The organism is Lacrimispora sanguinis (assembly GCF_044987295.1).
GTDB lineage: Bacteria > Bacillota > Clostridia > Lachnospirales > Lachnospiraceae > Lacrimispora > Lacrimispora celerecrescens_B.
Genome location: NZ_CP173277.1, coordinates 3,698,916 through 3,725,415, shown reverse-complemented (window position 1 = coordinate 3,725,415; position 26,500 = coordinate 3,698,916). Strand labels below are relative to the sequence as shown.

Here is a 26,500-nt window from a genome sequence, read left to right as displayed (position 1 = left end):
CTTCCTTTATCTCCTGTCCCTAATGCGGAAGCTCTGTACCAGCAATATGGAAAACAGCATCTTTCCCATATACCGGGCCGCATTGACCGGATTTAAATAGCTCTCTCCCAGAATCCGTTCATCCATGATCACAGGGATTTCCGCGACTTTAGCCCCCTGGCTGATCAAATAGGAGATCGTATCCGGTTCCGGACCATAGTTTAAGCCATCAGCAAATTCCTTGATCATCTTCCTGCTGAACATGCGCATACCGGAGGTAGGATCACTGACCTTTACCCCAGTGGTGAACCAGATGGAGCCGCTTAAGAGCCTGCTCCCAAACATCCGCATGGAATGGGGTTTCTTTCCTGTTATAAATCTGGAGCCGATAACAATATCATAGCCTTCGTCCATCTTCTCTTTCATGGGAAGAATATACTCCGGCCGGTGCTGCCCGTCCCCGTCAAACTGTATGGCATACCGGTAACCGCGTCTGTGAGCATATTTAAGTCCGGTCTGGAACGCTCCGGCAAGTCCCAGATTCATCGGCAGGTCGATGATCTTCCAGCCATGCTTTCTGCAGATATCTGCTGTTTGATCGGTAGATCCGTCATTAATGATCACATAATCAAACATGGGATAGTTCGTGATGACGTCTCCTACCACGCGCTCGATATTTAAAGCCTCATTGTATGCAGGTATTACTACCAGTACCTTATCCATCATTTCTTCCGCTCCATTCTCTCTTTTCCCTCTGTACCGCTCATGTTTCCAGGGTGTAACGGTATGCCTTCATGACGTTCCTCAGCAATAAACATGCGGATCGCCTGCCCCATAAAGCAAAGCATGAGAATCAGCATTTCCAGCATATAAGAGAAGGCCGCTCCGTTGATTCCTCCCACTCCAACCAGCCAGAAGGAGAGAAAGAAGGAAAGGATGCAGACCGGCACATAGCCAAAAAAGATTCCCTTCTGCTTCTTCATGATAACAAGCACATAATAAAACAGATTCATAACCGCAAAGAAACCGCCGCCCAGCACAATGAAAAGAAGTCCGGATTTATACGGTTTAAGCTCCACATTGGAAATGGCTCCCAATACAGGAACCCCAATTGCCCAGGCTCCTGCCATGGCAATGACCGTAAGAATGAATATGATTCCGGAAAGCTTCTTTAAGCCTGCCCTAAAATCTATAAAGTTCCGTTCCTCCCACTGGTAAGACATCTTGGTCAAAAAGGGGCGGATCACAAAGTTAGCAGCCAGGTTAATGACCGAGGTCGGCATAAAAATAGCCACAAAAACAGCGTTGTCCGTAGATGTCATCCGGGCATCCACCGCATATTTTGCCATGGCAAAAATAAGCCCGTCCAGAAAAACAGATAAAAACAGTAAAAAACTGTCCTGCAAAAGCTTCCACTGCCTGCCGGGTGTTCTGGTAAACACCATTCCGGGGACACTCTCCCCCATTCGCTTATCAAACAGCAGGATCCCTGCTCCCTGGGACAGGACCGCAACCACGCAGGAAAATACAAGTTCCCTTGTAACAGCAAGGGTTCCTAAAAAGCAAAACACAGACAACAGGGTTCTAAATGCCATAGCCTGTCCAGTAAGATACAGCCGCCCGTTCCTCTGAAATTCCGATTCATACACATCGGCGAACCCGTCAAGCACCTTATAAAGCACCATCAAAAATACCACCAGCGCTTTTTCAGCCGTATAGCCTGCCGACGGAGACAGGATATTAAAAATGATATAACAAGTTCCAAAAATGACTGCCATGGAACAGGTGGCCAACCGGGCCAGGCGATATTCGGAAAAAGTATAGCTTTGGCTTGTATCCGTGCTCTGCAAAGGCCTCATGCCAAAATAGGCCACCAGAAACATCTGCTGCCCAAATGTGCTGAAGGCAAAGCCAAAGATCCCTCCCTGTTCCGTTCCTATGAGATGGTTGACAAGGGCCGTGAGGATCATACTGGAACCGGCATAAACCAGACTTCCAATCATATTCCAGGCCACATTTTTTCGTTCCATTTATTTTCCTCTTAATTGTCCACGGTTTAGGGTATAATCGTATACCCTACCGGTTATTTCCGCATAACGTTCCTTTATTCTACAATATTCGGCTTAAAAAGTAAACTTAAAACCACCCCGGCTACTCTTTTATAATCCCGGAAATACGGCATAAGTATAAAAAAGCCTCCAACCGGAACAGCCAGGAAAGCCCTGCATAAACAACGACTCCTACCAGGATCTGAACAACCAGGGTTAAGAGTGTTCCTTCTATTACATATTGTACTCCGTATGAGAAGAGGCACATCACTGCCGATAGGAGAAGTGAAGGAAGCACATCCTTCCACTGCTCGAAAAAGCTGTAGTTTAAAAGCTTTTTATTGGGATAGGCATTGATAAAGGTACAGATAAAATCGGTTACTGCCCTTAAAGCTACCATGGTATAGATACCAAATGGAATACTGATCAAAAGTGCAGTCATGCTGACCGCCTTCTTTATGATTTCCAGTTTAAGGAATATCTCACTTTTTCCCATGGCATTGATGGCCTGCAAATTCGCCACATGAAGGGGCCAGGTTGCATAGGCGATGCACAACAGCCGGAGCATGGGAACACAGGGTAAATACCGGTCCGTCAAAAGCAGCTTAACCATAGGCTCAGCAACGGCAATCAATCCGGCCATCATGGGAAATACCAGGTAAGAGCTGGTGACTATGGACCTTCTCACCATGCGTTTTAGCCTCTCCTTGTCCTCCTGGCAGGCCGAAAAAGCCGGAAGCATGACCGACTGGATAGCCGCCCCAAGATTATTCGCAATCAGAGCAGGAAACTGGTTTCCTCTTGAGTATTGCCCCATCATGGCGGAATTATATAATTTCCCGATGACTAGCCCGTAAACATTATTAAATACAGTATCAATAAGGCCGGAACAAAGTATTTTCCAGCCATAAGAGAACAATTCCTTCGCCTTCTTAACGGAAAACAGAAGCCTTGGCCTCCACTTCACCAGAAATACCAGCATGACCATTAAGAAAAAGCTGTAGAAAAACTGCTGCATGGCAAGGGCCCACAGACCTAATCCCCTGTATGCCAGAATTACACCGATAATACCGGAGCAAAGGGCAGCAAAAAGGCTTGCCAGACAAAGCTTCCGAAACTCCATATTCCTGGCGACCACAGCAGACTGCACGGAGGTAACGGCACCAAAAAACAGGGTCACAGACAGGACCCGGAGCACGGGAGTAAAAACAGGTTGTCCGTAAAATGAAGCTATGGCCGGAGCCGTGAAAAAGAGAATGATATATAAAACAAAAGCAATGGCTCCGCTGATATAAAATGCAGAGGAATAATCCGCCTCATCCACCGTCTTTTTCTGGATCAGGGAGGTATTAAAACCGCTTTGGACAAACACATTTCCAATGGTAATAAATATCATGATGAGCATGACTTCCCCGGACTCTGCCGGTGTCAGCATCCTGGCAAGCAGAACCGAAACAAGGAACTGGATTCCCTGTGTACCCCCGTTTTCCATCACTTTCCAGAAGAGGCCGGAAAGGACCTTTTTTTTCATATTTTCCTGGTACATACTGGCTTTTCTCCTTGCTTTACCAATTTACATTTACGCCTTATTGTACTATATTCCCCAATAAATGTAAATCGTATATAGCATTTTGAACTTACTTGTGTTAGAGTATAAAGGAATATATTTTTCATTTATAGAATCCAGGAGGTTATAAATTATGCGTAAACTGACACGAAGCCTGACGCTTCTTTGCCTGACGGCGGCTCTTGTTTCCGGACAAGCCTCCCTTGCATGGGCAGATGAAGCATATGGACCGGGATTTAAGAATGGTGTCCCCATCAGTCAGAGCGACGGGCAGTCTGAAGATCAGAACCAGACGAACACCCAGACGCAGGAAGGTGTAACTACAGATGAAGCGGAAAACGCTTTGGCAAATGCCGGCATAGACATTGGAAAAGAAGGGGAAGGCGGCGGAGAAGACGGCGAAGTAGATGCAGCCACCAAAGCTGCTCAGGACGCGTTAAAGGCCAATTTCCCACGTCTCCAGACTACCGTTATGGTCGGTGACAGCAACTGGTCACAGCCTTTTGTAAATGATGCATGGATCACAAATAACGGACAGGGCTTTCACGGATTGTCCACCTTTCTTACCAACATTGTTGGAAACGTGCTTTACCGGACCTATACTTCCAGCACCGGCTGGTCTCCATGGGTTTTAAACGGACAGCAGACTACCAACTATGCCAATGACATAAACATTGAAGCAGTACAGATGAGGTTTTCCGGTTATGTAAATAACCAGTTCGACATCTACTATACCGCACAGTTGGAAGATGGAACCACCATGGACTGGGCAAAGAACGGGGCCACCACCGGAACCATGGGAACCGGCCATTACATAACAGGTCTGAGAATGGCCTTTTACACCAAGAATACCCAGTTCCCTTATGCCACGGAGAAGCCTCTGGTTTCCGCTGTTGCAGACGGAATGCGGCTGATCGACGGCGGCCTCCGTTACTTTAACGGAGATGGAACCTCTTTCACCGGCTGGGCATGGGCAGGCAATGAGCGTTACTATTTCCAGGATTCCTATCCGGTGACCGGATGGCAGTATCTTGACGGCTTCAAATATTATTTTGACGAATCAGGTAGAATGCTCTCTGACTTAGAGCCTATTATCGGCGGTAAGGGACCGTTCCTCATCAGCATCAACAAAACCATGAACTGCATGACCATCTTCGCCAAAGATGGAAACAACGGCTATATTATTCCGGTAAAGTCCTTTTTGACCTCCACCGGACCGGATACCCCTCTTGGGACGTACCAGACTCCGGAAAAGTACCGCTGGAGGGATATGAATCACGGAATCTTTACCCAGTACGCAACCCGTATCTGGAAGGGCTTCTTAATTCATTCCATTTTGTACAGCAGTCCTAACAATATGACGCTGGATCCGACGACTTATAATTATATGAGCATTGCTCAGTCAGCAGGATGCGTTCGTCTCCTCTCCGGAGATGCCAAGTGGGTATATGATCACTGTGCGATTGGAACTACCGTTACGATTTACGAATCAGTGGTTCCGGGCCCTTATGAGAGACCTGCTATTGAACAGATCATACCCGAAACCCAGACCTGGGATCCAACTGATCCTAATATTGCAAGATAATCTGGGCAGATAATTTTATAATCATAAAAAGCATGGGCAGGAAACGGATTATACCGGATCCTGCCCATATTTTTACCGCTTTACCGTTTCTTTCCCAGAAATATCTTCCTTAACAGCCCATAAGCTCCCGGAGCCCGGTACTCGGCCTGAATAAAGAACCTGGTTCTTGGCGTCAATTCTTTATAATATCTGGCGTACTCCGGGTTCACGATCTCCTTAAACTGCCTGGTATTAACCATGGTATGATAATAAGTCCGTTTTGCCGCGCTGTCAGTCGCTTCCTTTAAACGGCCCTCTGTGGCAACGTTATATTCTTCATATACCTTTTTCATCCGCTCCCAGTAAATCTTCTGCTTTTTGGCGTAATTCCCGCTTTTTCCTTCCACGGTCCAGGAGCCTGCCACTCCCACCCGGTAGGCACTCATGGGTTCGTCCATGTAATAGCCGTACCCTTTTTCAGCCGCCATCATCTGCAGCGGAGTATCTCCCACCGGACAATCCACGTAATAATCCGGAAGTTCTTTCACAAGGCGGGAGGGAAATGCCATGGATGACATCGCATAACCGGATGGCTTATCCACGATCTCCTCCGGTGTGATCACCCGGTCTCCCTTGTAAGGACGCATCTGTTTTTCTGTGAGAGCCCTTCCCACCAATTCGATTTTAGCACTGTGTATACAAAGGGTGCAATCCGGATGGGTTTCCATATAATCTACCTGCTTTTGCATCTTATCCGGTGTGGTCCAGTAATCATCTCCGTCGCACATGAAAATGTATTTTCCTCTGGCACGGGGGAAATTAAACGCTCCGCTGATATTGTCAATTCCCTGAGAATACTGGTTCTCCGTTTGTATGAGTGGTTTTACTTTATCCGGGTATTTTTCTGCATATTCTCTCAGAATATCCCCTGTCCCATCGGTGGATGCATCATCATGGATCAGAATCTCAAATTCAAAATTTGTCTTCTGCATCAGAAAGCTGTCCAAGGCCTGCCTGATATAATCCTTATGGTTAAAGGTCACACAATTAATGCTGGCCATAATGTTTGATTCGGAACTGCCGCTCATTCCTCTCCGCCCTTTCCTGCATCTACTTTTGTAATATATTCCTCATATTTTCTTGCAATATACATGCCTGTAATTCCCTTTATTGGTTCTATGGCCTCTCCGGTAAAGCATCTTAAATGGTTGGTGACACAATCGTATCCTGCCAGACAGGTAAACTCCACTCCGCCGGAAAAACGGGGATTACATTCCAGCATATGATATGATCCATCCTCTCCCTGAATGAACTCAAAATTCACGCATCCGTTGATGCCAAGGGCATTGGCTATATCCCTGCACGTGGCTTCCAGAACAGGATCCAAAAACACAAGCACCGAGGTTCCTGCTCCATTCGGGGTCCGCAAAAGCTCCTTCCGGCACACGGCCACGCTCTCTCCTGTTTCCGCCTGCCTTACCACGTCCACGGTAACAATGCTTCCTTGATAATAGGGCTGTACGATCAGCCCCTCCAAACTCCCGCATTCCAGAAAACCTTTCATCTCGTCAAGGGAATGAATATAGCGAAGCCCCTGACTGCTTCTCCCGTTAAAGGGTTTGATAACCGCAGGATAGGAAAGCCGTTCCGGGTCCGCTTCCGAAAGCTCCAATGTGGGAATGGGGTTTCCCATGCCTTGATCCGAAAGATAGCGGTACAGCTCCCTTTTATCCCTGCATAGAAGAAGGGTTTCCTCTGATGGCAGACATAATGTCACCGAAGCCAGGGACAGTTCGTCCCTATGACGGTTCCAAACGTCTACCTCCACATCCGTGAGTACGATCAGCACTTTGATCTCTTCCTCCCTGCACACGTTTAAGATGGAGCTTACATACTTTTCCTCGTCCGTAGCAAGGGGAACCTGGTAAAAGGATGCCACATTCCCGGAATCTGCAATCCATTCCTCCGGATAAATATCACAGCCAACTACACGGAAACCGTCCTTTTTTAAGTTTTTTATAACTATATCTGCCGAAAATGACCCAATCGCAGTCACCAGTGCTGTATTCATAATTTCCTCTTTTCTGCTCTGTATCTTAGGCATATCGCTTTCTTCCTATCTGGCATTTAATATAAGGTTGCAAATACGATCAACCTGATCCAGGGAAAGGTCTGCATATAAGGGCAGGGTCAAAACGCTGTCCGCCGCTTTTTTCGCCACCGGAAGGTGTATCTTTAAAAACCGATCCCGATAGCACTCAAAGTCCGTGATCAATGGATAAAAATATTTTCTGGCAAAGATATGATGAGAGGCCAACAGCTCATATACCTCATTCCTTGTTAAGGAAAAGCCATCAAAAGCAACAGGAAAATACGCATAATTCTGGCGGATCCCTTCATTTGGTTCAATCAGGCGGATTCCGGGGATCCCCGTCAAATGCTCCCGGTACCGTTCAGTCACAAGCCTGCGCTTTTCAATGTTATCATTTACATGGCGAAGGTTGCAGATGCCCATAGCCGCCTGAAACTCATTCATTTTCGCATTTCCGCCAATGTACTCTACGGTTTCCTTTCCGGTGATACCAAAGTTCTTCAAATAATTAAACAAAATCTCCAGGGACGGATCCTGAAAAGTCACAGCCCCGCCTTCAATGGTATTATATACCTTTGTGGCATGAAAACTGAACATGGAAGCGTCCCCGTAGGTCCCGATCCCTCTCCCATTTACTTCTACGCCAAAGGCATGGGCGGCATCATAAATTACCTTTAAATTATGTTTTTTTGCAATTTTCTCGATTTTTTCTACATCACAGATATTTCCATAAACATGAACCGGTAAAATGGCGGTCGTCTTTTCCGTAATCAGTGCTTCAATTTTATCCGGATCAATGGTGTAATCCTCCTCCCGGATATCGCAGAACACGGGAGTTAGGTTATTTCTAACGATGGCATGGGTGGTGGAAGCGAAAGAAAACGGGGTGGTGATCACCTCGCCGGATAGATTCATGGCCTGCAGCGCCATTTCAAGAGCCATATGTCCATTGACAAACAAAAGAAGCTTCTGTACCTTTAAATACTCCTTTAGCTGCTCCATCAGTTTTTCATGAAATTCTCCCATATTCGTCATCCAGGCCGTTTCCCAGATCGGCTTGATCTCTTCTATAAATTCTTCATAGGAAGGCATGGAAGCCCTCGTTACTAATATGTCCTCTTTCTTGTCCATGCGTTATTCTCCATTTTCCGGTCAGATAGAAAGCATCTGGCCCAGCGTCCGTATAAGGGTGCTTTTCATTAATTTGTATTTCCAGATCGTATAAATCTTTTCTGCCCTGTTTTTTTCGGGCAGTTTTATAAAATGCTCCAAGACCTCTCTCTGCTCCAAGGACATCTCATTTCCATAGAGTTTTAAAAACATCTGTGCCTGCGCAAACATTTTCCTGTAATTTTCCCTGACCGCATCCTGATTCCTGATCCGTTCCGCATACTGCTCCTTGCCGCTTTTGGATCCCATCTGGTTTTCACCGTGCTGCCGGTATAGGACCAGGGGACGGTCAATATAGGATATCCTTCCAAAACAGCTTGCCAGAAGCCCCAGCCACCAGTCATGCATAACGCATTCCTTTGGAACATCAGCAAGGAATCCCAATAAAGCCCTGTTGATCATGACTGTGTTCCCGGTGATATTATTCTCAACCAGATAATGGCTGAACCGGTTATCATGAACTGCAATTTTCTGGTATTCCGCCATGGATTTTTGAAGAATGCCGCCCTCCTTATCGGTGACCGATAAGTCGCCATGGACCAGAAGGGGAACCGCTTCTCCCCATTCCGCTTCCAGCTTCTTCATTTCCCTTAAGGTGACTTCAACCTTATCCGGCAGCCATACATCATCCTGGTCACACAGCATAATATAATCATCAGCTGCCGACTTAAGCAGGCGGAAGAAATTATTCTGGGCACTGCCGGATCTTTCGCTGTTCCTAAGACTCCTCACCCGGCCCGGATATTGTTCTTCATATTCCCGGATAATTGCAGGGGTACCGTCTACGGAAAGATCGTCGGAAATCACGATGGACAGATCGGAAAACGTCTGGTTTAAAATGGAATCCAGCTGCTCCCGTATATATTTTTCTCCGTTATAGGATGCAAGCAGTACCGAAACCATATGCTTTCCCCTTTCCAATCTACCAGGACAATCCCACGATCTCTGTCAAAAACCAGATTTCAGCCATGAGAAACGCCAGGAAAGCCCTTACCAGACATTCCTGGAACCGGTTGATTCCCAGATAGTTTTTATAATAGTGAAGCTTGCTCTTATGAAGAATCGCCTGCTTCTTTAAAATAGATTTCACATTCTTATTTATGGATACAGAATGAAGGTGTATATAAGACTGGTTTAGAAGAAGTATCGTCCCGTATCCTTTTTTCTTCAGCTGAAATCCGAGTATCTTTTCTTCATAATAAAGAAAGACCTCTTCATCATAAAGACCGCATTCCATCAGAGCATTCATATCTGCCATAAAAAGGGAGCCAAGCACAGCATCTACATAAACGTACCGCTCTTTTTCAGAATCCGCCTTAAGTTCCGGCCGGTCATTAAGCCAGGGGGCAATAATACGCCTGGTAATAAGACCGGTATCCAGAAGATCTCCCAAAAGACCATTCAGGCGCCAGCTTGACAGTGTCACCTCTCCCGTTCCATCCCTGGTGACTGCCGCCGCGACTCCCAGCCGGCTTATCTTTAAAAAGGAATCTTTCATGGCCTGTATACATTCCTCTGTGACCTTAACATCAGGATTTGCTATAAGCACATGGGAAGCGTGAAGTGTCCCATGTGCATAACGGATCCCATGATTATTGCCATAACCGTATCCGCCGTTCTTTTCCGTGGAGATAACATGGACCTTTCCGCCAGCAAGTGCCTGAAGTCTTGAGACGGAATCATCGGTGGAGCAGTTATCCACGATCACAATGGAATCTAAGATTTCATAATTTACTATGGAGTTTACCAGGCTAATAGTGGTTTCCGGGTCATTATAATTGAGAATGATACAGCTAATGTTCATATCTGTTTCCATTTAAGAACCTTTCCTGGAATTGATTACCTGCATCCCAAATCTGGAGCTTATAAAATCTCTCGCGGCAGGGCATAAAAAGGTAGCGTAATCCATCAGATGATAAGCTGCCATATAAAGCCGGGTCCCCTTTTCCTTGGGCGCTCCTGCCCATGGTGTAAGAGATAGATAATGGTCATAAGCCCTGCGGTAATGGTTTAAATTCCCCTCTTTCCAGGGTCTCTCATCTCCCATAAAATGGAGGATCGCAGGGTGTTTTTTTGCATCTTGAAACCCTTTTTTCCCAAGCTTTCCGTAAACAGGTGACAGCCTTACCAGATGGCTGTACCGGAAATATCGGTAATTGGTGAAAAAGTTATATCGGGGAGATAAGGGTTTTATCCTACCCTTTAACGCCCCGTTAATGGTATCCTGATCTCCTGCAAACAGCTTCCCGCCCATGGAACAGTAAAAATCCAGAAGCTGTTTCTGGGCATTTTCCTCTCTCCAACGGGTCATATCAATGAGGAGTACACCGGAATTAAAATAAGGAGCCTCGGGCAAAAGACCGATTTCTTCTTTAATAGAAGGGTATATGGTAGGTTCCATGACAGCTCCTAAAAGGAAGGTCCCAAGATCCTTTTCCCACAGTCTCTTTAAGGAAGACAGCACTACCGTATCACAGTCTAAATACAGCACGCGGTCCGCTTCCTCCGGGAGAACCTCTCCCATAAACAGGCGGGCCATAATGCTTAAGTCAAAGCCACCCGTATCAACTTCATAGGAAAAGCGCTCCTTTAAGTCCCCCAGCTCCACGACCGTCAGTTCACGACCAAACCCATCTGCCACGGTCTTAAGCCGATCTTTCGTCTCTTCGGACAGGCTCATGGACAAAACATAGATATGGATGTCACCCATGTCCCTGTTATGATCCAAAAGGGAATAAAGGGATACGGCCAGATGTCTGGCATAATTATCGTTGGAAGCGTATACAACGTTCATAGATTCCTCCCGTTTACGTACGTTTCAGGGCATGGAAAATCCAGCCCTGGTTCCGTAGTATTGTACTATATCTGTCATAAAAAGTAAACAGCTATGCCTGTATGCAGGATTAGCTCAATTCCTTTTCCGCCCGGTTCATGGCCGATTCAATGACCTTGTCCATATCATAGTATTTATATTCCCCTAACCGTCCGCCGAAAATCACCTGATCTTCTTTTTCAGCCAGAGCAGCATATTTTTGGAATAATTCCTGATTCTTTCCGTCATTTACCGGATAATAAGGCTCCATGCCCTCGCTCCAGTCCACGGAATACTCTTTGGTGATAACGGACTTAGGCTGTGTGCCGAACTCAAAATGTTTATGCTCAATGATCCTGGTATAAGGAGTTTCCCGGTCTGTGTAGTTGACTACAGCCACTCCCTGATAGTTGTCCGTATCCATCACCTGGGTATCAAACCGTAAGCTCCTGTATTCCAGCTTTCCGAACTGATATCCGTAATAAGCATCAATGGTTCCGGTATAAATCACCCGTTCTCCCAGACCGTCATAATATTCCTTGTTTTCCAGATAGTCCACACCCATTTCTATGTCGCAGCCCTCAAATAGCTTTTCAATGATCACATTGTATCCACCTATGGGAATTCCCTGGTATAAATCATTGAAATAATTGTTGTCATAGGTAAAGCGAACGGGAAGGCGCTTGATGATAAAGGCCGGAAGCTCCTTGCAGTCTCTGCCCCACTGTTTCTCTGTATAGCCTTTCACCAGTTTTTCATAAATATCCCTGCCCACAAGGCTGATGGCCTGCTCCTCTAAGTTCTGGGGTTCTCCGGTTATGGATGCCTTCTGCTCCTCGATCTTTGCCTTTGCCTCTGCAGGGGTAGATATTCCCCACATCCTGCTGAAGGTGTTCATATTAAAAGGCATGTTGTACATCTCGCCTTTGAAATTTGCCACCGGGCTGTTGGTATAGCGGTTAAACTCTGCCAATTCATTGACAAACTGCCAGACCCTCTTGTTGCTGGTATGAAAAATATGGGCTCCATAACGGTGTACGTGAATTCCTTCCGTTTCCTCGCAGTAAATGTTGCCGCCCATGTGTTCCCGTTTCTCTACCACAAGGCACTTTTTCCCTTTTTGCTTTGCCAGGTATGCGAAAACACCGGAATAAAGGCCGCCGCCTACCAGCACATAATCATACTTTTTCATAGTTACTTCTCCTGTCTCGTTTATAAACTGTCTACATTATACTAAAACCGTCTGAAAAAGTAAATGTATGTGCTTATTTCCTTCATTAGGATACCATTTCCCGTATGAATTACCGGGAGAAAAAGGGAATTTGTTGATGATACCAGCATCCCCACTGGTACGATCAACAAATTCCCTTCCTTTGCATGTATCATTTAACTATGTCTTGTCAGCCTTTCCTTAATCCTCGGTCCTATGATCTGAACCACGATCACCAGAATCAAGATGATTCCCTTGATTGCATCATTGATGAGAGAATCCATCTTCAGTGCAACAATAATCTTGTCAATGATGGTATAGGACATAGCTCCAAATAAGATTCCCAGGCATTTGCCCTTTCCTCCTGACATACTGATGCCGCCTAATACGACTGCCGCAATGGCATACATTTCATAGCTGCTTCCAGTAGTGGCCGGATCAGAGGAGGCATTCATGGCCACCCATAAAAAGGAGGCGAGCCCTGTCAGGATTCCCGCAAGAACAAATACGGAAACCTTCATAAGACTCACATTGATTCCCGCCATCTGTGCACCCTTCGCATTGCTCCCCACTGCATAAACCTTTTTTCCGTACTTAGTGCTGGTCGTTATGTAAACAAATAATGCCGTCATTAAAATCAGGATCAGTCCCACAATGGGAACGGTAAGAACTTTTCCGTTTCCAAGACCGTAAAACGGCTGATAAGAGGACAACTCCTTGATCATCCGGTACACGCTGCTTCCGCCTCCTGCCAGAGCCTTATCGATATGCTGGCAGATATATTGGGCAAAGGAACGGAAGATCAGCATGGTCGCTAATGTAACAATAAAGGCCGGCATTTTTATGTAACCCACCAGCAGGCCGTTGATCAGACCACAGGCAGCACCGAACAAAAGGGCAAACAATAATGTCATCAGAATATGATCTGTGATATTAAACATAATGACCGACAGCCCGCTGTTTAAGGCTAGCATGGAACCTACCGATAAATCAATTTCCCCGGTCATACATACCAGCCCCATTCCCAGACCGATGATTCCCACCACTGCCGAATGGCGGAAAATATTCATGGTGCCGCTCCAGGTCAGCCCGTTGCTGGTGAGGGCATATACCAAAAAGATCAGTACAAATACGATAATAAAACTGAATTCCCCGCACCATTTGGACAGAACCCCAAAGGATATTCCGTTTTTCTTTTCTCCTGCCTTCATTTCTTTATCCTCCTATTTCCTGGTTCACGGCATTTGTTGAATACAGCATGACCGTAGTATCATTGATTTCATCATGCTCCAGAATCTTTATCATTCTTCCGTTGTAAAAAACAGCACAAAAATCAGCTACCTTCTGGATTTCCGGAATTTCCAGGGTATTAATGAGAATGGTCTTTCCCTTTTTTGCCATTTCCAGTATCAGCTTATAAATCTCAGCCTTGGCTCCTACGTCAATGCCTTGAGTAGGGTTATCAAACAGCAGAATATCCGCATCCGTATTCAGCCATCGGGCAATAAATACCTTTTGCTGGTTTCCACCGCTTAAGGATAGAATGGAATCGGAACTGCTTCTGGCTTTGATATTTAACAGGGTCTTAAACGCTTCAAACCGCTCTTCTTCCTTCCGCTTTTGAATGTGAGGCCTTCGTGCTGATAAGGTATGCTCTGCCAGATACATGTTTTCCAGCAGACTCATGTCCGGGATAACAGAATTTTCTTTCCGGTTGGAAGCAAGCATGGCGATTTTTGCTTCCATGGCTTTATGGATCGAATAGGAGGGCACCCTTTTTCCCCTGATCTTCATTTCTCCTGATATCGCCTCAGTAACCCCGAACATACACTGCATCAGCTCGCTGCTTCCGGAGCCTTGAAGTCCGGTCAGTCCGATAATCTGGCCTTTTTTGACCTGCAGGGACACTTCTTCAAATCCAGGACCGGAAAAATTATGAAGCTCCAGAATCACTTCACCAGGTTTTCTCTTTTCATAAACCTCTCCGGCAGAATAATTCTCTCCTACCATGAGCCCTGTTACTTCTTCCGGAGTCGTATCCCCAATGGCACCGTCTCCTATGAATTCCCCATTACGGAATACAGTATACCGGTCAGCCAGTTCAAAAATCTCCGGCATTTTATGGGATATAAAGATAAATGAGGTTCCCGTCTTTTTTAAATGATTGACAATGCTGAACAAATGCTTTACTTCTTCGTTATTTAGGGAAGTGGTAGGCTCATCTAAGATCAACAGCTTTGCCTTAAAGAATAGCGCCTTTGCGATCTCCAGCATCTGTTTCTGGCTGGTCTTTAAATTCGCCACCAGCTCACTTGGATTTATGTCAACCCCAAGCTCATGGAATAACCGTTCCGTTTCTTCCATCATCTTTCGTTTGTTCAGCTTTCCAAGCTTGTTTTGGTACTCTTTCCCCAAAAAAATATTTTCATAGACCTTTAAATCATTAAACAGATTTAGTTCCTGATGGACAAAGGCAATTCCCAGTTCCTCCGATTGTCTGATGGTGATGGTATCGATCTCTTTTCCGTCAAATGCAATGGTCCCGCTGTCTTTGGGAAACACTCCTGTCAGCACGTTCATCAGGGTTGACTTCCCTGCTCCGTTTTCTCCAAGCAGGGCATGGACCTCCCCCTGTTCGACATTTAAACGGACTCCCTTTAATACCTGGACTCCGTTAAATGCCTTGCTGATCCCATTCATTTCCAATAAACTCATCTCTCAACCTCCGGTTTTGTAAAAGGGGCCGTTCCGAAAGCGACGAACGGCCCCTTTTGTCCCTCAGACCATTATTTCTAGAAGGATGGGTACTCATTTACATTTTCTGATGTTACATTTTCGCAGGCAATCACATGATCCTGGGTCACCTGTTTTCCATCCAGATAATCCACCATGTCTTCAATGGCTGTCTGAATCATGGACGGGCTGTAGGTTACTGACATGATGCCTCCGCATTTTGATGCGATATCCTCATAGGTTTTTCCCCGAAGTACTTCATACAGTTCATCAAGGCCGCCGCAGCCGGTGATGACCGGTTTGCCTGAAAGGAAGGTATCCTTGGTTGCCTCATCAATTCCGCCTCCGGAAAGGGCCTCTAAAATTCCCATGGCCAGCTCATCATCTTCTGCATAAAACCATTTGATCTGGGCATTTTTGCTGTCTCCCAGTAAGGATTCAAAGGATGTCTTCGTATCGGAACGGCTCCAGTTCATTGCTCCGGAATATGTAATGGACTTTAAGTCATCCTGGCTCCATTTCTTATCCGCCGCAATGACTTCTCCGCCAAAATCCAGTTCCCCTGTTAAATATTTGGTAAAGCCCTCATCCCGCAGCGTGGTTACGGAAGATGTGTCGCCTTCATAAACATAGATCGACTCTCCCGGTGTAAGTCCCAGGGATACGAAATAAGCAGCAGCACCTGCGCCGATGCCGGAATTATCGCCTTTTACATTGGACACAGCCTTACCGGACACGCCGTCAATGATCCGGTCAAATGCCACATAAGGAATTCCTGCGTCGATCACACCCTGAATGGCAGACTGCACCGTATCATCAATGGGCTGGATGACCATTGCAATATTCTTTTCTCCTTTGGAAACGATATCCTCAATGTTCCGGATCTGTTCCGCCGCATTGGCAGAGGTAATCAGCTCCGCAGTGTAAGTACCGTTTTCATTTACCTCCTGGATCTTCTCTTTCGCAAAGGTAGCCACAGAACCGGTCCAGCCATGATCCTCCGGTACGGTCAGGACATAAATATGAGTCCCTTCTTTCACGGCCTCTGTCTCTTTTACCGTTTCAGCCGATGTTGACTCCGCCTTTGCTGCCGCTGTTGTGGTGTCTGCCGGTTTTACCTGGGAACATGCAGTTCCCGTTACCGCCACCAACGCTGCCAAAATAATTGCTGCTGCTTTTTTCATATTACTGATCCTCCTTCTACATTTTCCTTCTCTATCAAAGCATTTTTGCTGCCTTAACCTAAATGATAAACTGGTCCATATATTTCTTAGACAGTTTCAGACTGTCCAGGATCTTATCTCTGGTGCCCTCAAACGCCCTGTCTTCCACTTCGATACAGGTGAACCCGTCGTAACCGATATCCGTTAATGCGCTGACATATTTTCCCCAGTTCACATCTCCAAGACCGGGAAGTTTTGGCGACATATAATCCAGAGGATATGCCATAGTCCCCACCTTTTTCAACTCATCCTCATACAATTTAATGTCCTTATAATGGACGTGAAAAATCTTATTCCGGAACTGGTAAAGAGGCTTAATATAATCCATCATCTGCCAGACAAAATGGGAAGGATCATAATTGATCCCAAGATTATCATTGGGCAGGATTTCAAATATCTTTTCCCAGTTCGCCGGTGATGTCATTAAGTTCTGCCCGCCAGGCCACTGCTCCCTGCCAAACAGCATGGGACAGTTCTCAATGGCGATCCGCACATTTTTTTCCTCTGCATGGGCTAGAATGGGCGGCCAGATTTCTTTTACCAGCTCTAAGTTCTCTTCCACTGTCTTTGTCTGGTCCCTGCCGATAAACGTGGTCACCAGATGAACACCCAGGACAGCGCTGGCATCGATCACCTTCTTAAGATGGGAAATATTGGCCTGCCTTTTTTCCTCATCCTCTTCCATTACATTGGGGTAAAATGCAAGGGCGGAAATATCCACATTCCGTTCTTTGCAGTAATTTCTTATGTACTCCGCCTTCTCTTTTGTTAAATCAGCCACATCAATGTGGCTGACACCTGCATATCTGCGCTCCGCCCTTCCCTTTGGCCAGCAAGCCACTTCCACACACTGGAAGCCCATGGCCGCCGCCGTATCGATCATTTCCTCAAAAGTCCATTCTCCCAGAATCGCACTGACAAATCCCAGTTTCATGCTACCTTTCCCCCTTTTCCCCGATGGCGATTCTTCGTTTCTCCCTGCCGGACTCCAGGCAGGCAAACACAGCTTCCATGGCGCTTAATACATCAGCGCCGCTGACCGGCACCTCTGTCCCCGCCTCCAGGGCATCCACGAATGCATCAATAATCCCGGATTTTGTCTGATTGTCATTGGTCTGTATTTTATCAATGTCGTATAAGATCTGTTCCCCGTTTTTCAAAACCACGGAAATGGAATGTTCCGGATCGTCATAAATCTTCATAATTCCCTTGGTCCCATAAAGAACCGTGGAATTATCTTCCTTACCGTAATAAGTCCAGCTGGCCGTCATGGTTCCTATGGCACCATCTTCCATCTCATAGATGCAGATGGCATTGTCATCCACGCCGATCAGTTCTCCTGACTCATATCTTTTATCCAGGGTCAGCAGCTGAGCAGTTACAGCAACAACTTTCTGGCCCAGAAGATACTGGATCAAATCCGTCTTATGAACTCCCAGATCAGCCATGGCTCCCATGGAAGCCCTCTCTTTATCAAAAAACCAGCTGTTTGCCCCATCGATGCTCCAGGTTTCCGGCCCGCCATGTCCGAATGTGGTCTTAAATGTGAGGACCTTTCCGATCGTATCTGCTAATAGAAGCTCCTTTGCCCGTATATGAGCTTTGGCAAATCTCTGATTTTGTCCGATCATCAGCTGCCGGTTGTTCTCTGCTGCCGCATGCACCATTGCTTTGCATTCCTCAAGGCTTACTGCCATAGGCTTTTCACAAAGTACATGCTTTCCCGACCGCAGGGCCTTGATGGTAATTTCTGCGTGTGTATGATTAGCCGTACAGATACTTACCGCATCGATTCCCCGGTCAGCCAGCAGAGCATCTGCAGAATCATATACCTTTCCGCCGTAAACTGCAGCCAGCTCCCTTGCCCGTTCCTCGTTGAAATCATAATAGCCTGCAATCTGGGCTCCGGGATGCGCCCCGTATTCAGGGATGTGTCTTGTCTGTGCGACTCTTCCGCACCCAATGATTCCTACCTTCATAGCGTGTTCCTTCCTCTTCCGATTGGCTTTCATATTGCTTTTCATTTCTTTCATTTTTTCAAGGTGATTTTAACATTTTCTTGCTTTGTTTTCAAGTTTTTGGTCGTTATTAATAGTTTTTCCATGTTATATCCAGATTCTATTGTGATAATATAATCATTCTGCACAATTGCAGTCTCGATTTTCTGAAAAGTTTTCATAACTATGAAAACTTTATATTTACAATAAGCCTTTCTCATGATATAAACAAAAGAAAGAATGAAGCAAAGGAAGAACAGGGGAATGAAACAGGAAAAAATTACAATAGAAGAAATTGCAAGACATGCAGGAGTTTCACCGGCTACTGTCTCCCGTGTGTTAAATCACAGGGAGCAGGTCAAGGCAGATACCGCCAAACGGGTAGAAAGCGCTATGGCCGCACTTGGATATGCCTTTGAATCCAGCGCTCCGCCCTCCATTGAAGAACAGCCGCTGATCGTACTGAATATTCCAGGAATTGAAAATGTTTTCTATCAGGAGGTCATAAAAGGGGCCAGAGTCTCTGCAAAGGCCCATGGTTGTCATTTACTCATCAATGAATCCCCATTGGACCGGAGTTCCATCCGCAATTTCTGCAATCTGCTCCACCGGGTCAACGCTGCCGGTTCCATCCTTTTAAACCGGGCATCGGAAGAACAGTTAAAACAGATACGCGCCATCACCCCTTTGGTGCAGTGCTGCGAATACAACGAAGACGCCGCAGGATACCCCTATGTCAGCATTGACGATTTTTCCGCCGCAGAGGCAGCCACCACATATCTCTATAACTGCGGCTGCAATAAAATCGCCCTCATCAATGGGCCTTTAAGCTTTAAGTATGCGGTAAAACGGCAGGAGGGATATTTGAGCGCCTTAAAAAAGGCGGAAATCTCTGTCCCTCAAAACTGGATCATACAGCTGCCGGAGATCAACTATCAGATGGCTTACGCTGCAATCTGCCGTTTATTAAACAGTGAGCCAAGGCCTAACGCCTTCTTTGTGGTCTCCGATATATTTGCAGCTGCCGTCATACGGGCCGCAAAGCGTTTTAAACTCAATGTACCCAAGGACATCATGGTGGTGGGCTTTGATAACATCGAATTTTCCACTATGACCTGTCCTTCCATCACAACGGTCAACCAGCCCTGCCTGCAGCTTGGGTACACTGCTTGTGAGATGCTCCTGGAGATGATGGAAAACCCCTCCAGCTCCCCAAAATCTCTGATTCTGGACGCGGAACTGGTGATCAGGGAATCCACTGCAAAAATCTGATTTAAGTTTTCCGTTAAAACATAAAAATAAGGCCAGCCTTTTCTCAAAGGCTGGCCCTTTATTTATGAATAGAATAACCGGTTGACTGCGCTGAAGATTCCGCGGATAGACGCTCTTGTAATGTTGGAGCTGATGCCTACACCGTAGGTAGCTTTCCCTGTCTTCACATCAAGGAGGTGAATATAGGAGGCTGCCTGTGCTCCGGAACCGGAAGCAAGTGCATGCTCATAGTAGTCAAGAACCCGGATCTCAATGCCAAGTTCTTTTTCAAGCCCCTTCTGTACCGCATCAATAGGTCCGTTTCCAACACCCTCAAAGATTTTCTCAACACCATGATCGGTATAGCGGACTCTTGCAGCTGTTGAGAACGGTGTATCATCTTCTGCTTCCGTAATCTGGGCTTTGCGGAAATGGATCGGTTCTTTCTTCTCCGTGTAATTGCTCTTAAACTCATCCAAAATCTGCTCAGGAGCAACTTCACCCTGCTTTTCAGAAATCGCCTGAATCACATCAGCAAACTCCTTATGCATACCCTTTGGAAGCTTGAAGCCGTAGAAGGTATCCATGACAAAGGCTACGCCGCCCTTGCCGGACTGGCTGTTGATCCGCACGATGGGCTCATACTGCCTTCCGATATCTGATGGGTCAATGGGCAGGTAAGGAACCTCCCAGTAAGTATTCTTTCTATCCCGCATAGCCTGCATGCCTTTGTTGATGGCATCCTGGTGGGAGCCGGAAAAGGCGGTAAAGACAAGCTTTCCTGCATAAGGGTGTCTGGGCTCTACTTCCATCTTGGTGCATCGCTCATATATATCAACGATCTCACGAATATTCTCAATATGAAGCTCCGGATTGATCCCGTGAGAGAACATGTTGTATGCGACTGTTAAAATATCTACATTCCCGGTCCGTTCGCCGTTTCCTAAAAGCGTGCCTTCCACCCGGTCGGCTCCTGCCAACAGAGCAAGCTCCGTGGCTGCGATTCCGGTTCCCCGGTCATTGTGGGGGTGAACGCTTAAAATAATACTGTCACGGTCTTTGAAATGAGTATTCATCCATTCGATCTGATCCGCATAAACATTAGGAGTATTCATCTCCACGGTAGAAGGAAGGTTGAAGATAATTTTCTTATCCGGTGATGCGCCCCAGGTTTCCTGGACCGCCGTACAAATATCCAGAGCAAAATCCAGCTCTGTTCCTGTAAAGCTTTCCGGCGAATATTCAAGAACGACTTCTCCGTCAAAGCCCTGCATATACTGCTTCACCCATTCCGTACCCTTTACGGCGATTTCCCTGATTTCTTCCCGGCCCTTGCCAAAAACCACATCCCGCTGGAGTGTTGAAGTGGAATTGTAGATATGTACAATCGCCTTCTTAACTCCCTGAAGGGCTTCAAAGGTCCTCTTAATCAAGTGCTCTCTGCACTGAACCAGAACCTGAATGACCACATCATCAGGAATCAGCTTACGTTCCACAAGCTGCCTTAAGAAATCATATTCAATCTGGGAAGCTGCCGGAAAACCGACTTCAATCTCCTTAAAACCCAACCGGATCAGGAGCTCAAACATCTCGATCTTCTCTTCCACAACCATGGGCTCCGTAAGAGCCTGATTTCCATCCCTTAAATCAACGCTGCACCAGATCGGTGCCTTCTTAATCTCATTGCACGGCCATTGTCTTTCCGGATAGGTGACTACCGGTACTCTTTTATATCTTTGATAATTCAACATGTTTTATCTCCTCCATAATCATTTAATCGTCTGCTCTAAAAAACTCAACACAGGCTTTGGAGTCGATAAATCACGCTGTATCTTTTGACAATGAACAACGTAGTTTTTACAGGTCTAACCCCATCTATCATCATTCCTTTGCATTAAAATCACTTACCGTGCTCTGACAGTGTGTCACGGTGAAGTGTTATGTTATTATAGCACGACTAAAAAAGACTTACAACAGAAAAATTAATTTTCTATTGTAAGTCTTTTTACCTGTTATTTGCTAAGCTGTAAAAGCTTGGACTTCAGTTCCCCTTCCATCCTGCTTAACTCCACTTCTGCCTCCCGGCGTTTCGTCCTGCCATCCGCCTGGATTCGGACCACTTCATCCAAAGTCGATATCAGGGATTCATTGGTCTTCTTAAGTGTCTCCATGTCCACGATTCCACGTTCTGATTCCTTTGCCGTCTGAATAGTTGCAGTCTTTAAAACTTCCGCATTCTTCTTTAAAAGATCATTGGTCATATCCGTTACTTCCCGCTGGGCCTTTGCCGCCTGCTCGGAATGGCTGATTCCAATGGCAAGCACCATCTGGCTCTTCCACAGAGGAATGGTATTCACCAGGGTGGACTGTATCTTTTCCGTCATTAAGGTGTCATTGTTCTGGACCAGACGGATCTGAGGTGCCATCTGAATGGATATCATGCGGGTAAGTTCCAGGTCATGCAGCTTCTTCTCAAACCGGTTCAGCATGGAAGACAAGTCATTGGCTGCCTGGGCATCTTCCGGAAGTCCGCTTTTCGCCGCCTTATCAAGAAGTACCGGCAGCTCTTCCTGCTGCACCCTGGCAAGCTTCCGTTTTCCGGCCATAATATACATGGTAAGTTCTTTAAAATACGTGGTATTTAAATCATACATTTTATCCAGAAGAGCGATGTCCTTTAACAGTTGGATCTGATGGTTCTGAAGGGCCTTGCAGATTTGGTTTACATTGGTTTCCGCCTTGGCATACTTAGCCTTAATGCCTTCCACCCTGTTTACGCTTTTTTTGAAAAGGCCGAAAAGACCCTTTTCTTCTTCCTCTACCTCAATGCTCTTAAGCTCAACAACCACCTCTGACAGGATCTGACCCACTTCTCCCAGATCCTTGGACTTTACATTATCAAGGGCTGCTTCCGAGAAATCAGCAATCTTTTTCTGTGCTCCGGCTCCATACTGAAGGATCAGATTCGAATCCCTTAAATCGATCTTTTCCGCAAAGTCAGCCACTTGCCGTTCTTCCTCCGGCGTTAATTCGGATACCGGTGCTTCCTCCACCATTTTAAGAACGCTTTCCGTCTGCACCAGCTGGGTTTCTTCCATCCCGCCGGCACCAAGAGGAGACAGTGTCAGTTCTGGAGCTTCCTTTAACATCTCTTCAATATCCTTACTCATTCTTCATACCTCCTGTAAAATCACTTTCCGCCCAGCCATCCTTTTTTAACATCGTCTGGATCACCGATGCATCTGTAGAAACATCCAAGGCAGCATCCTGATAAAGATCATCAAGCAGCCGCTCAAAGGCCTGGTTTATCGTGTCAAGAGTTCTCTCTATCTCCGCTTTTGCGGAAGAAATATTGGTCCCCTGGGAACCTACGCTGTCGAAATCCCGGTATGCATTTACCAGCTTTACCGTTGTTGGAAGGTAGTATTCCATAAAGCGTTCCATCTCCCCGATCCGCCCCGGGTGTTTGGAAACCGATTCAAAAATCCTGCGGATCACATGTTCAAGATTTGAAATCTTCTGGGAAATCACTTCCCCCGGAATGGCATCATTGGCCTCCCTTAATATCCTTAAATAGTTCTGGCCATCGGCCATCATCTGTCTTATTTCCTCTGAAGGAGTTTCTTCTTGTGCTTTTTCTCTGGCTTCTTCCAGCTCCCTTTCCTTAAGGGCCTTCTGGCATTCCAGATACTGCCTGTAAGTGTTTTCGCTTAAGATCAGACAGGTCTTTTGTTCATCTAAATAAGCCTGCTTAAAAATTCCAAGCTTGATCATCTTTTGGACGTCTTTCAATACAAAGTCACGGGATCTTCCAATGTTTCCTGCCAGCTCCTCAATGCTGCAGTACATTCGCTTTCCTGACTGTTTTGCATAAATTCTGGCCCTTTTTAACCGGTCCCGGATGCCGATTCCTGCGCGGAGCATAAAACCGGATACGCCGCCTAAGAGCAGTAAGATAAAGGTTGCACCTGCCACAGCCCAGATAACCGGCTTCACCACAAGAGCCACAATCCAGACAACCAGAAGAAGAATCAGGATTATACCAATGCCAATGCTCCCAAATACCGTATACAAAATACTTGCTACACGGCCCGTCTGATTTAACTGCGCCAGTTCCCCCTGACCTCCGGTTCTTTTTAAAACATCCCGGCTGGTTTGAAATGCCCGGTACCCCGGTCCGTCTTCACGGCTCTCTTTCTGTACCGATGCTCCGCTCCACTCAGTCTTCTGGTACGTCTCTGTTCTTTCACGTCTTTGGCTGCTAAAGCTGCCCGGCGGTATATTCTTCCCAAAATCCGCCCCTTTAATCAGCTGGCTCCTGGCTTCCTCCAGGGCAGAATTAACCGTATCGGATATGGTTCTGTTCAGCTGGTTAAAATCCATGGAGTCAATCGCATTCTGCACCGAATCCCTGATCTGGTCTCCTAAATTTGAAAAATCTTTATTATCCATATTCCCTGGTCTCCCAAAAACAATTTGCTGCATCAGACCTTAATCATATCATGAATTGTCCTGATTTACAATTACGCATACCTGCAAAAAAATAGAAAGCTTCCGAAACCGGAAGCTTCCCCGGACTTTGGATCACTTTCTATTTTTTTTACAATCTTCTAGGAAAGCAGATGGCCTTTTTCTTTCATTACTTCTATGACCTGATCTACAAATTTCTCACAGGTATTTAAATCAGCGGCCTCTACCATAACCCGTACCACAGGCTCTGTGCCGGACTGGCGGAGAAGAATCCTTCCGCTGTTTCCAAGGCTTTCCGCCACCTTTTCCACTTCAGCCTTTACCGCCTCATCATCCTGGGCTGCCGTCTTATCGTGGACGCGGACATTTTTTAACACCTGGGGATAAATCTCAAGCTCGGAAACCAGTTTCCCAAGGCTCTCCTTCTTTTCCAAAATGACTTCCATCACCTTTAAGGAAGTCAAAATACCGTCTCCCGTAGTGGCGTGCTTGCTGAAAATAATGTGGCCGGACTGCTCCCCGCCCAGGCAATTTCCGTTTGCCGACATATTTTCATATACATATTTATCGCCTACCGCTGTTTTCTCAAACTCAATGCCTTCCCGTTCAAAAGCCTTGTATAGACCGAAGTTAGACATGATGGTGGTTACCACCTTGTTATTCTTAAGGGTTCCCTGCTCCTTCATATACTTGCCGCAAATATACAAAATGGCATCTCCATCCACCATTTCTCCGTTCTCATCCACAGCAATACACCGGTCCGCATCTCCGTCATAGGCAAAGCCCACGTCAGCTCCCACTTCTTTAACAAACTTCATAAGCTGCTCAATGTGAGTGGAACCGCAGCCTGTATTGATGTTTAAGCCATTGGGTTCATTGCTGATCACATGGGTTTCAGCGCCCAAGGCATCAAAAACATTCTTAGCAATGGCAGAAGCACTGCCGTTTGCACAGTCCAGGGCAACTTTTTTATTCTTAAAGGATCTGGTCGCTGTGGAAATCAAATATCCGATATAGCGGTTTCGTCCGGCGGCAAAGTCTACGGTTCGGCCGATTTTATCACGTTTTGCCATAGGCAGTTCTCCGATTTCCCCATCCAGATACTTTTCGATTTCTTCAATTACGCTCTCTTCCAGCTTCTCGCCCTTTTCGTTAATTACCTTAATCCCGTTGTCATAATATGGATTATGGCTGGCAGAGATCATGATCCCGCAGGAAAATCCTTCGGTTCGCACTACATAAGATACACTTGGGGTCGTGGTAACATGAAGCAGATATGCATCGGCTCCGGATGCAGTAAGTCCTGCCACCAGAGAATATTCAAACATGTAGCTGCTGCGTCTTGTATCTTTTCCTATAACAATCCTGCATACTTCATTCGGATTCTTCTGTCCATAGTACCAGCCTAAGAACCGGCCCACCTTATAGGCGTCCTCTACTGTCAGTGTCACATTGGCTTCCCCGCGGAAGCCATCTGTTCCGAAATATTTTCCCATATAATAATATCTTCCTTTCATCAGTCTGCAAATAATACAGAACAATATGTATGCTTATAACCCTCTAATCTTCACCCTTAAGCACTTCACAGGCGTATAGAATGGTTCTTGCATCATTAAACTCATAGCTGCAGGTTACAAAAGACCAAAGCTGTCTCACCGGTTCTTCCGGTCTCTGCAAAAACAGGCCGCCCTTTGTCATCTCTTCCACATATGCCTGAAAGCTTTCCTCTGTTTCAAACACGGTCTTCCGGCGGATAGATGAGGCATCCGTATAGAGGGCGGTGATGGGCCTTAAATGGTATTCCCTCTCTGGCGTATAAATAAAAATATCCTGATGTTCCTTAAAAAAAGCTTCATCCTTGTACTTTATGATGTCCTTAAACATCGTTCCGTTCTTCATGTGATGCCCGTATATTATGTTATGCCTGCCGGAAAAATCAGGTTCACTTTCATAATCAAGGTAAATGGCTCCGGCCACGCTCTTCTTTCCCTCAAAATCTGTATCCAGATAAGTTTCATTGTTATCCGCCTGTACAATGGGGTAGTCGATTACCGTACCTTCAATTCGGATCCAGCCCACAATATCCGGATTGATATTTCTCAATTTTTCAAAATCAATGGGGGAAACATAGGCAGCGCTTGTTTCTGCTTCCGGGATACTGGACTTAGTTTCCCCGTCCGTAGTCTCCCTTGCAAGCTCCGCTAGACTTTCATACTGTTTCTCGGCATGATCTCTTGTTTTAAAATCAGAATAAAGCTTTCCTATACCCACAGCCAGAAAAATAAAGGCTATGATAAGAACGCCAGAGGCCATTTTTTTACTTTTCATGCTCACTCCTGCTTTCTTTAATGATTTTAATCCTCACTAAGTATACCGTATTTTAA

Annotated in this window: 22 protein-coding genes; 2 read left to right on the top strand and 20 right to left on the bottom strand. The window is 46.0% G+C overall.

Going from position 1 to position 26,500, the window contains the following annotated elements; genetic code table 11:
* Nucleotides 1-6 precede the first annotated feature (6 nt).
* The 3 genes from ACHZES_RS17305 to ACHZES_RS17295 form a co-directional block, all read right to left on the bottom strand.
* Nucleotides 7-702, bottom strand: coding sequence for a glycosyltransferase family 2 protein (locus ACHZES_RS17305; RefSeq protein WP_038277684.1), 696 nt, complete (start codon nucleotides 700-702; stop codon nucleotides 7-9).
* On the bottom strand, nucleotides 702-2,009 hold the full coding sequence (locus ACHZES_RS17300; protein WP_395547007.1) for a lipopolysaccharide biosynthesis protein: 1,308 nt from the start codon (nucleotides 2,007-2,009) through the stop codon (nucleotides 702-704). Before ACHZES_RS17300 ends, ACHZES_RS17305 begins: the two co-directional genes overlap by 1 nt.
* Nucleotides 2,010-2,130: 121 nt before the next feature.
* Complete coding sequence (locus ACHZES_RS17295; RefSeq protein ID WP_154526017.1) at nucleotides 2,131-3,573, bottom strand: lipopolysaccharide biosynthesis protein; 1,443 nt, start codon at nucleotides 3,571-3,573, stop codon at nucleotides 2,131-2,133.
* Between the two features lie 154 nt (nucleotides 3,574-3,727).
* On the opposite strand from ACHZES_RS17295, the gene ACHZES_RS17290 reads away from it, so the two are divergent.
* Complete coding sequence (locus ACHZES_RS17290) at nucleotides 3,728-5,179, top strand: L,D-transpeptidase (RefSeq protein ID WP_038277535.1); 1,452 nt, start codon at nucleotides 3,728-3,730, stop codon at nucleotides 5,177-5,179.
* A gap of 80 nt (nucleotides 5,180-5,259) precedes the next feature.
* Here the strand turns inward: ACHZES_RS17290 and ACHZES_RS17285 are convergent, their stop codons facing one another.
* The 12 genes from ACHZES_RS17285 to ACHZES_RS17230 all read right to left on the bottom strand — a co-directional run bounded on the left by ACHZES_RS17285 (nucleotide 5,260) and on the right by ACHZES_RS17230 (nucleotide 18,422).
* Nucleotides 5,260-6,246: a glycosyltransferase family 2 protein gene (locus ACHZES_RS17285; RefSeq protein WP_395547009.1), complete on the bottom strand. Its 987-nt coding sequence runs from the start codon at nucleotides 6,244-6,246 to the stop codon at nucleotides 5,260-5,262.
* Nucleotides 6,243-7,229 carry an ATP-grasp domain-containing protein gene (locus ACHZES_RS17280; RefSeq protein ID WP_395547289.1) on the bottom strand — a complete coding sequence of 329 codons (987 nt, stop codon included), beginning with the start codon at nucleotides 7,227-7,229 and terminating at the stop codon, nucleotides 6,243-6,245. Before ACHZES_RS17280 ends, ACHZES_RS17285 begins: the two co-directional genes overlap by 4 nt.
* 45 nt (nucleotides 7,230-7,274) lie before the next feature.
* A complete protein-coding gene (locus tag ACHZES_RS17275) occupies nucleotides 7,275-8,381 on the bottom strand; it encodes a DegT/DnrJ/EryC1/StrS family aminotransferase (RefSeq protein ID WP_395547010.1) in 1,107 nt (368 codons plus the stop codon).
* Between the two features lie 21 nt (nucleotides 8,382-8,402).
* Nucleotides 8,403-9,323, bottom strand: coding sequence for a glycosyltransferase family 2 protein (locus tag ACHZES_RS17270; protein ID WP_395547012.1), 921 nt, complete (start codon nucleotides 9,321-9,323; stop codon nucleotides 8,403-8,405).
* A gap of 19 nt (nucleotides 9,324-9,342) precedes the next feature.
* Nucleotides 9,343-10,236, bottom strand: coding sequence for a glycosyltransferase family 2 protein (locus ACHZES_RS17265; protein ID WP_404820251.1), 894 nt, complete (start codon nucleotides 10,234-10,236; stop codon nucleotides 9,343-9,345).
* Nucleotides 10,237-11,214, bottom strand: a complete 978-nt coding sequence (locus ACHZES_RS17260; protein ID WP_395547014.1) for a glycosyltransferase family 8 protein — start codon at nucleotides 11,212-11,214, stop codon at nucleotides 10,237-10,239.
* Between the two features lie 109 nt (nucleotides 11,215-11,323).
* Nucleotides 11,324-12,424 carry a UDP-galactopyranose mutase gene (gene glf / locus ACHZES_RS17255; protein WP_154526033.1) on the bottom strand — a complete coding sequence of 367 codons (1,101 nt, stop codon included), beginning with the start codon at nucleotides 12,422-12,424 and terminating at the stop codon, nucleotides 11,324-11,326.
* A gap of 194 nt (nucleotides 12,425-12,618) precedes the next feature.
* Nucleotides 12,619-13,653 (bottom strand): ABC transporter permease, encoded by a 1,035-nt coding sequence (locus ACHZES_RS17250; protein ID WP_154526035.1) that lies wholly within the window; start codon nucleotides 13,651-13,653, stop codon nucleotides 12,619-12,621.
* A gap of 4 nt (nucleotides 13,654-13,657) precedes the next feature.
* Nucleotides 13,658-15,157 (bottom strand): sugar ABC transporter ATP-binding protein, encoded by a 1,500-nt coding sequence (locus ACHZES_RS17245; RefSeq protein ID WP_154526037.1) that lies wholly within the window; start codon nucleotides 15,155-15,157, stop codon nucleotides 13,658-13,660.
* A 77-nt stretch (nucleotides 15,158-15,234) separates the two neighbouring features.
* The gene (locus ACHZES_RS17240) at nucleotides 15,235-16,359 is read right to left on the bottom strand and encodes a substrate-binding domain-containing protein (protein WP_395547015.1); all 1,125 of its coding nucleotides are present in this window, start codon (nucleotides 16,357-16,359) and stop codon (nucleotides 15,235-15,237) included.
* Between the two features lie 58 nt (nucleotides 16,360-16,417).
* Entirely contained in the window at nucleotides 16,418-17,332 is a 915-nt protein-coding gene (locus tag ACHZES_RS17235) for a sugar phosphate isomerase/epimerase (RefSeq protein ID WP_154526041.1), read from the bottom strand.
* A 1-nt stretch (nucleotide 17,333) separates the two neighbouring features.
* On the bottom strand, nucleotides 17,334-18,422 hold the full coding sequence (locus ACHZES_RS17230; protein WP_395547290.1) for a Gfo/Idh/MocA family protein: 1,089 nt from the start codon (nucleotides 18,420-18,422) through the stop codon (nucleotides 17,334-17,336).
* A gap of 237 nt (nucleotides 18,423-18,659) precedes the next feature.
* On the opposite strand from ACHZES_RS17230, the gene ACHZES_RS17225 reads away from it, so the two are divergent.
* Entirely contained in the window at nucleotides 18,660-19,667 is a 1,008-nt protein-coding gene (locus tag ACHZES_RS17225; RefSeq protein WP_395547016.1) for a LacI family DNA-binding transcriptional regulator, read from the top strand.
* Nucleotides 19,668-19,729: 62 nt separating this feature from the next.
* On the opposite strand, the gene leuA is transcribed toward ACHZES_RS17225, so the two are convergent.
* The 5 genes from leuA to srtB all read right to left on the bottom strand — a co-directional run bounded on the left by leuA (nucleotide 19,730) and on the right by srtB (nucleotide 26,444).
* A complete protein-coding gene (gene leuA / locus ACHZES_RS17220) occupies nucleotides 19,730-21,397 on the bottom strand; it encodes a 2-isopropylmalate synthase (protein ID WP_038277518.1) in 1,668 nt (555 codons plus the stop codon).
* A gap of 261 nt (nucleotides 21,398-21,658) precedes the next feature.
* Nucleotides 21,659-22,816 carry a toxic anion resistance protein gene (locus ACHZES_RS17215; RefSeq protein WP_395547017.1) on the bottom strand — a complete coding sequence of 386 codons (1,158 nt, stop codon included), beginning with the start codon at nucleotides 22,814-22,816 and terminating at the stop codon, nucleotides 21,659-21,661.
* Complete coding sequence (locus ACHZES_RS17210; protein WP_038277516.1) at nucleotides 22,809-24,098, bottom strand: 5-bromo-4-chloroindolyl phosphate hydrolysis family protein; 1,290 nt, start codon at nucleotides 24,096-24,098, stop codon at nucleotides 22,809-22,811. Before ACHZES_RS17210 ends, ACHZES_RS17215 begins: the two co-directional genes overlap by 8 nt.
* 158 nt (nucleotides 24,099-24,256) lie before the next feature.
* Complete coding sequence (gene glmM, locus ACHZES_RS17205) at nucleotides 24,257-25,612, bottom strand: phosphoglucosamine mutase (RefSeq protein ID WP_395547018.1); 1,356 nt, start codon at nucleotides 25,610-25,612, stop codon at nucleotides 24,257-24,259.
* Nucleotides 25,613-25,676: 64 nt separating this feature from the next.
* Nucleotides 25,677-26,444 (bottom strand): class B sortase, encoded by a 768-nt coding sequence (gene srtB / locus ACHZES_RS17200; protein WP_395547019.1) that lies wholly within the window; start codon nucleotides 26,442-26,444, stop codon nucleotides 25,677-25,679.
* Between the last annotated feature and the right edge of the window lie 56 nt (nucleotides 26,445-26,500).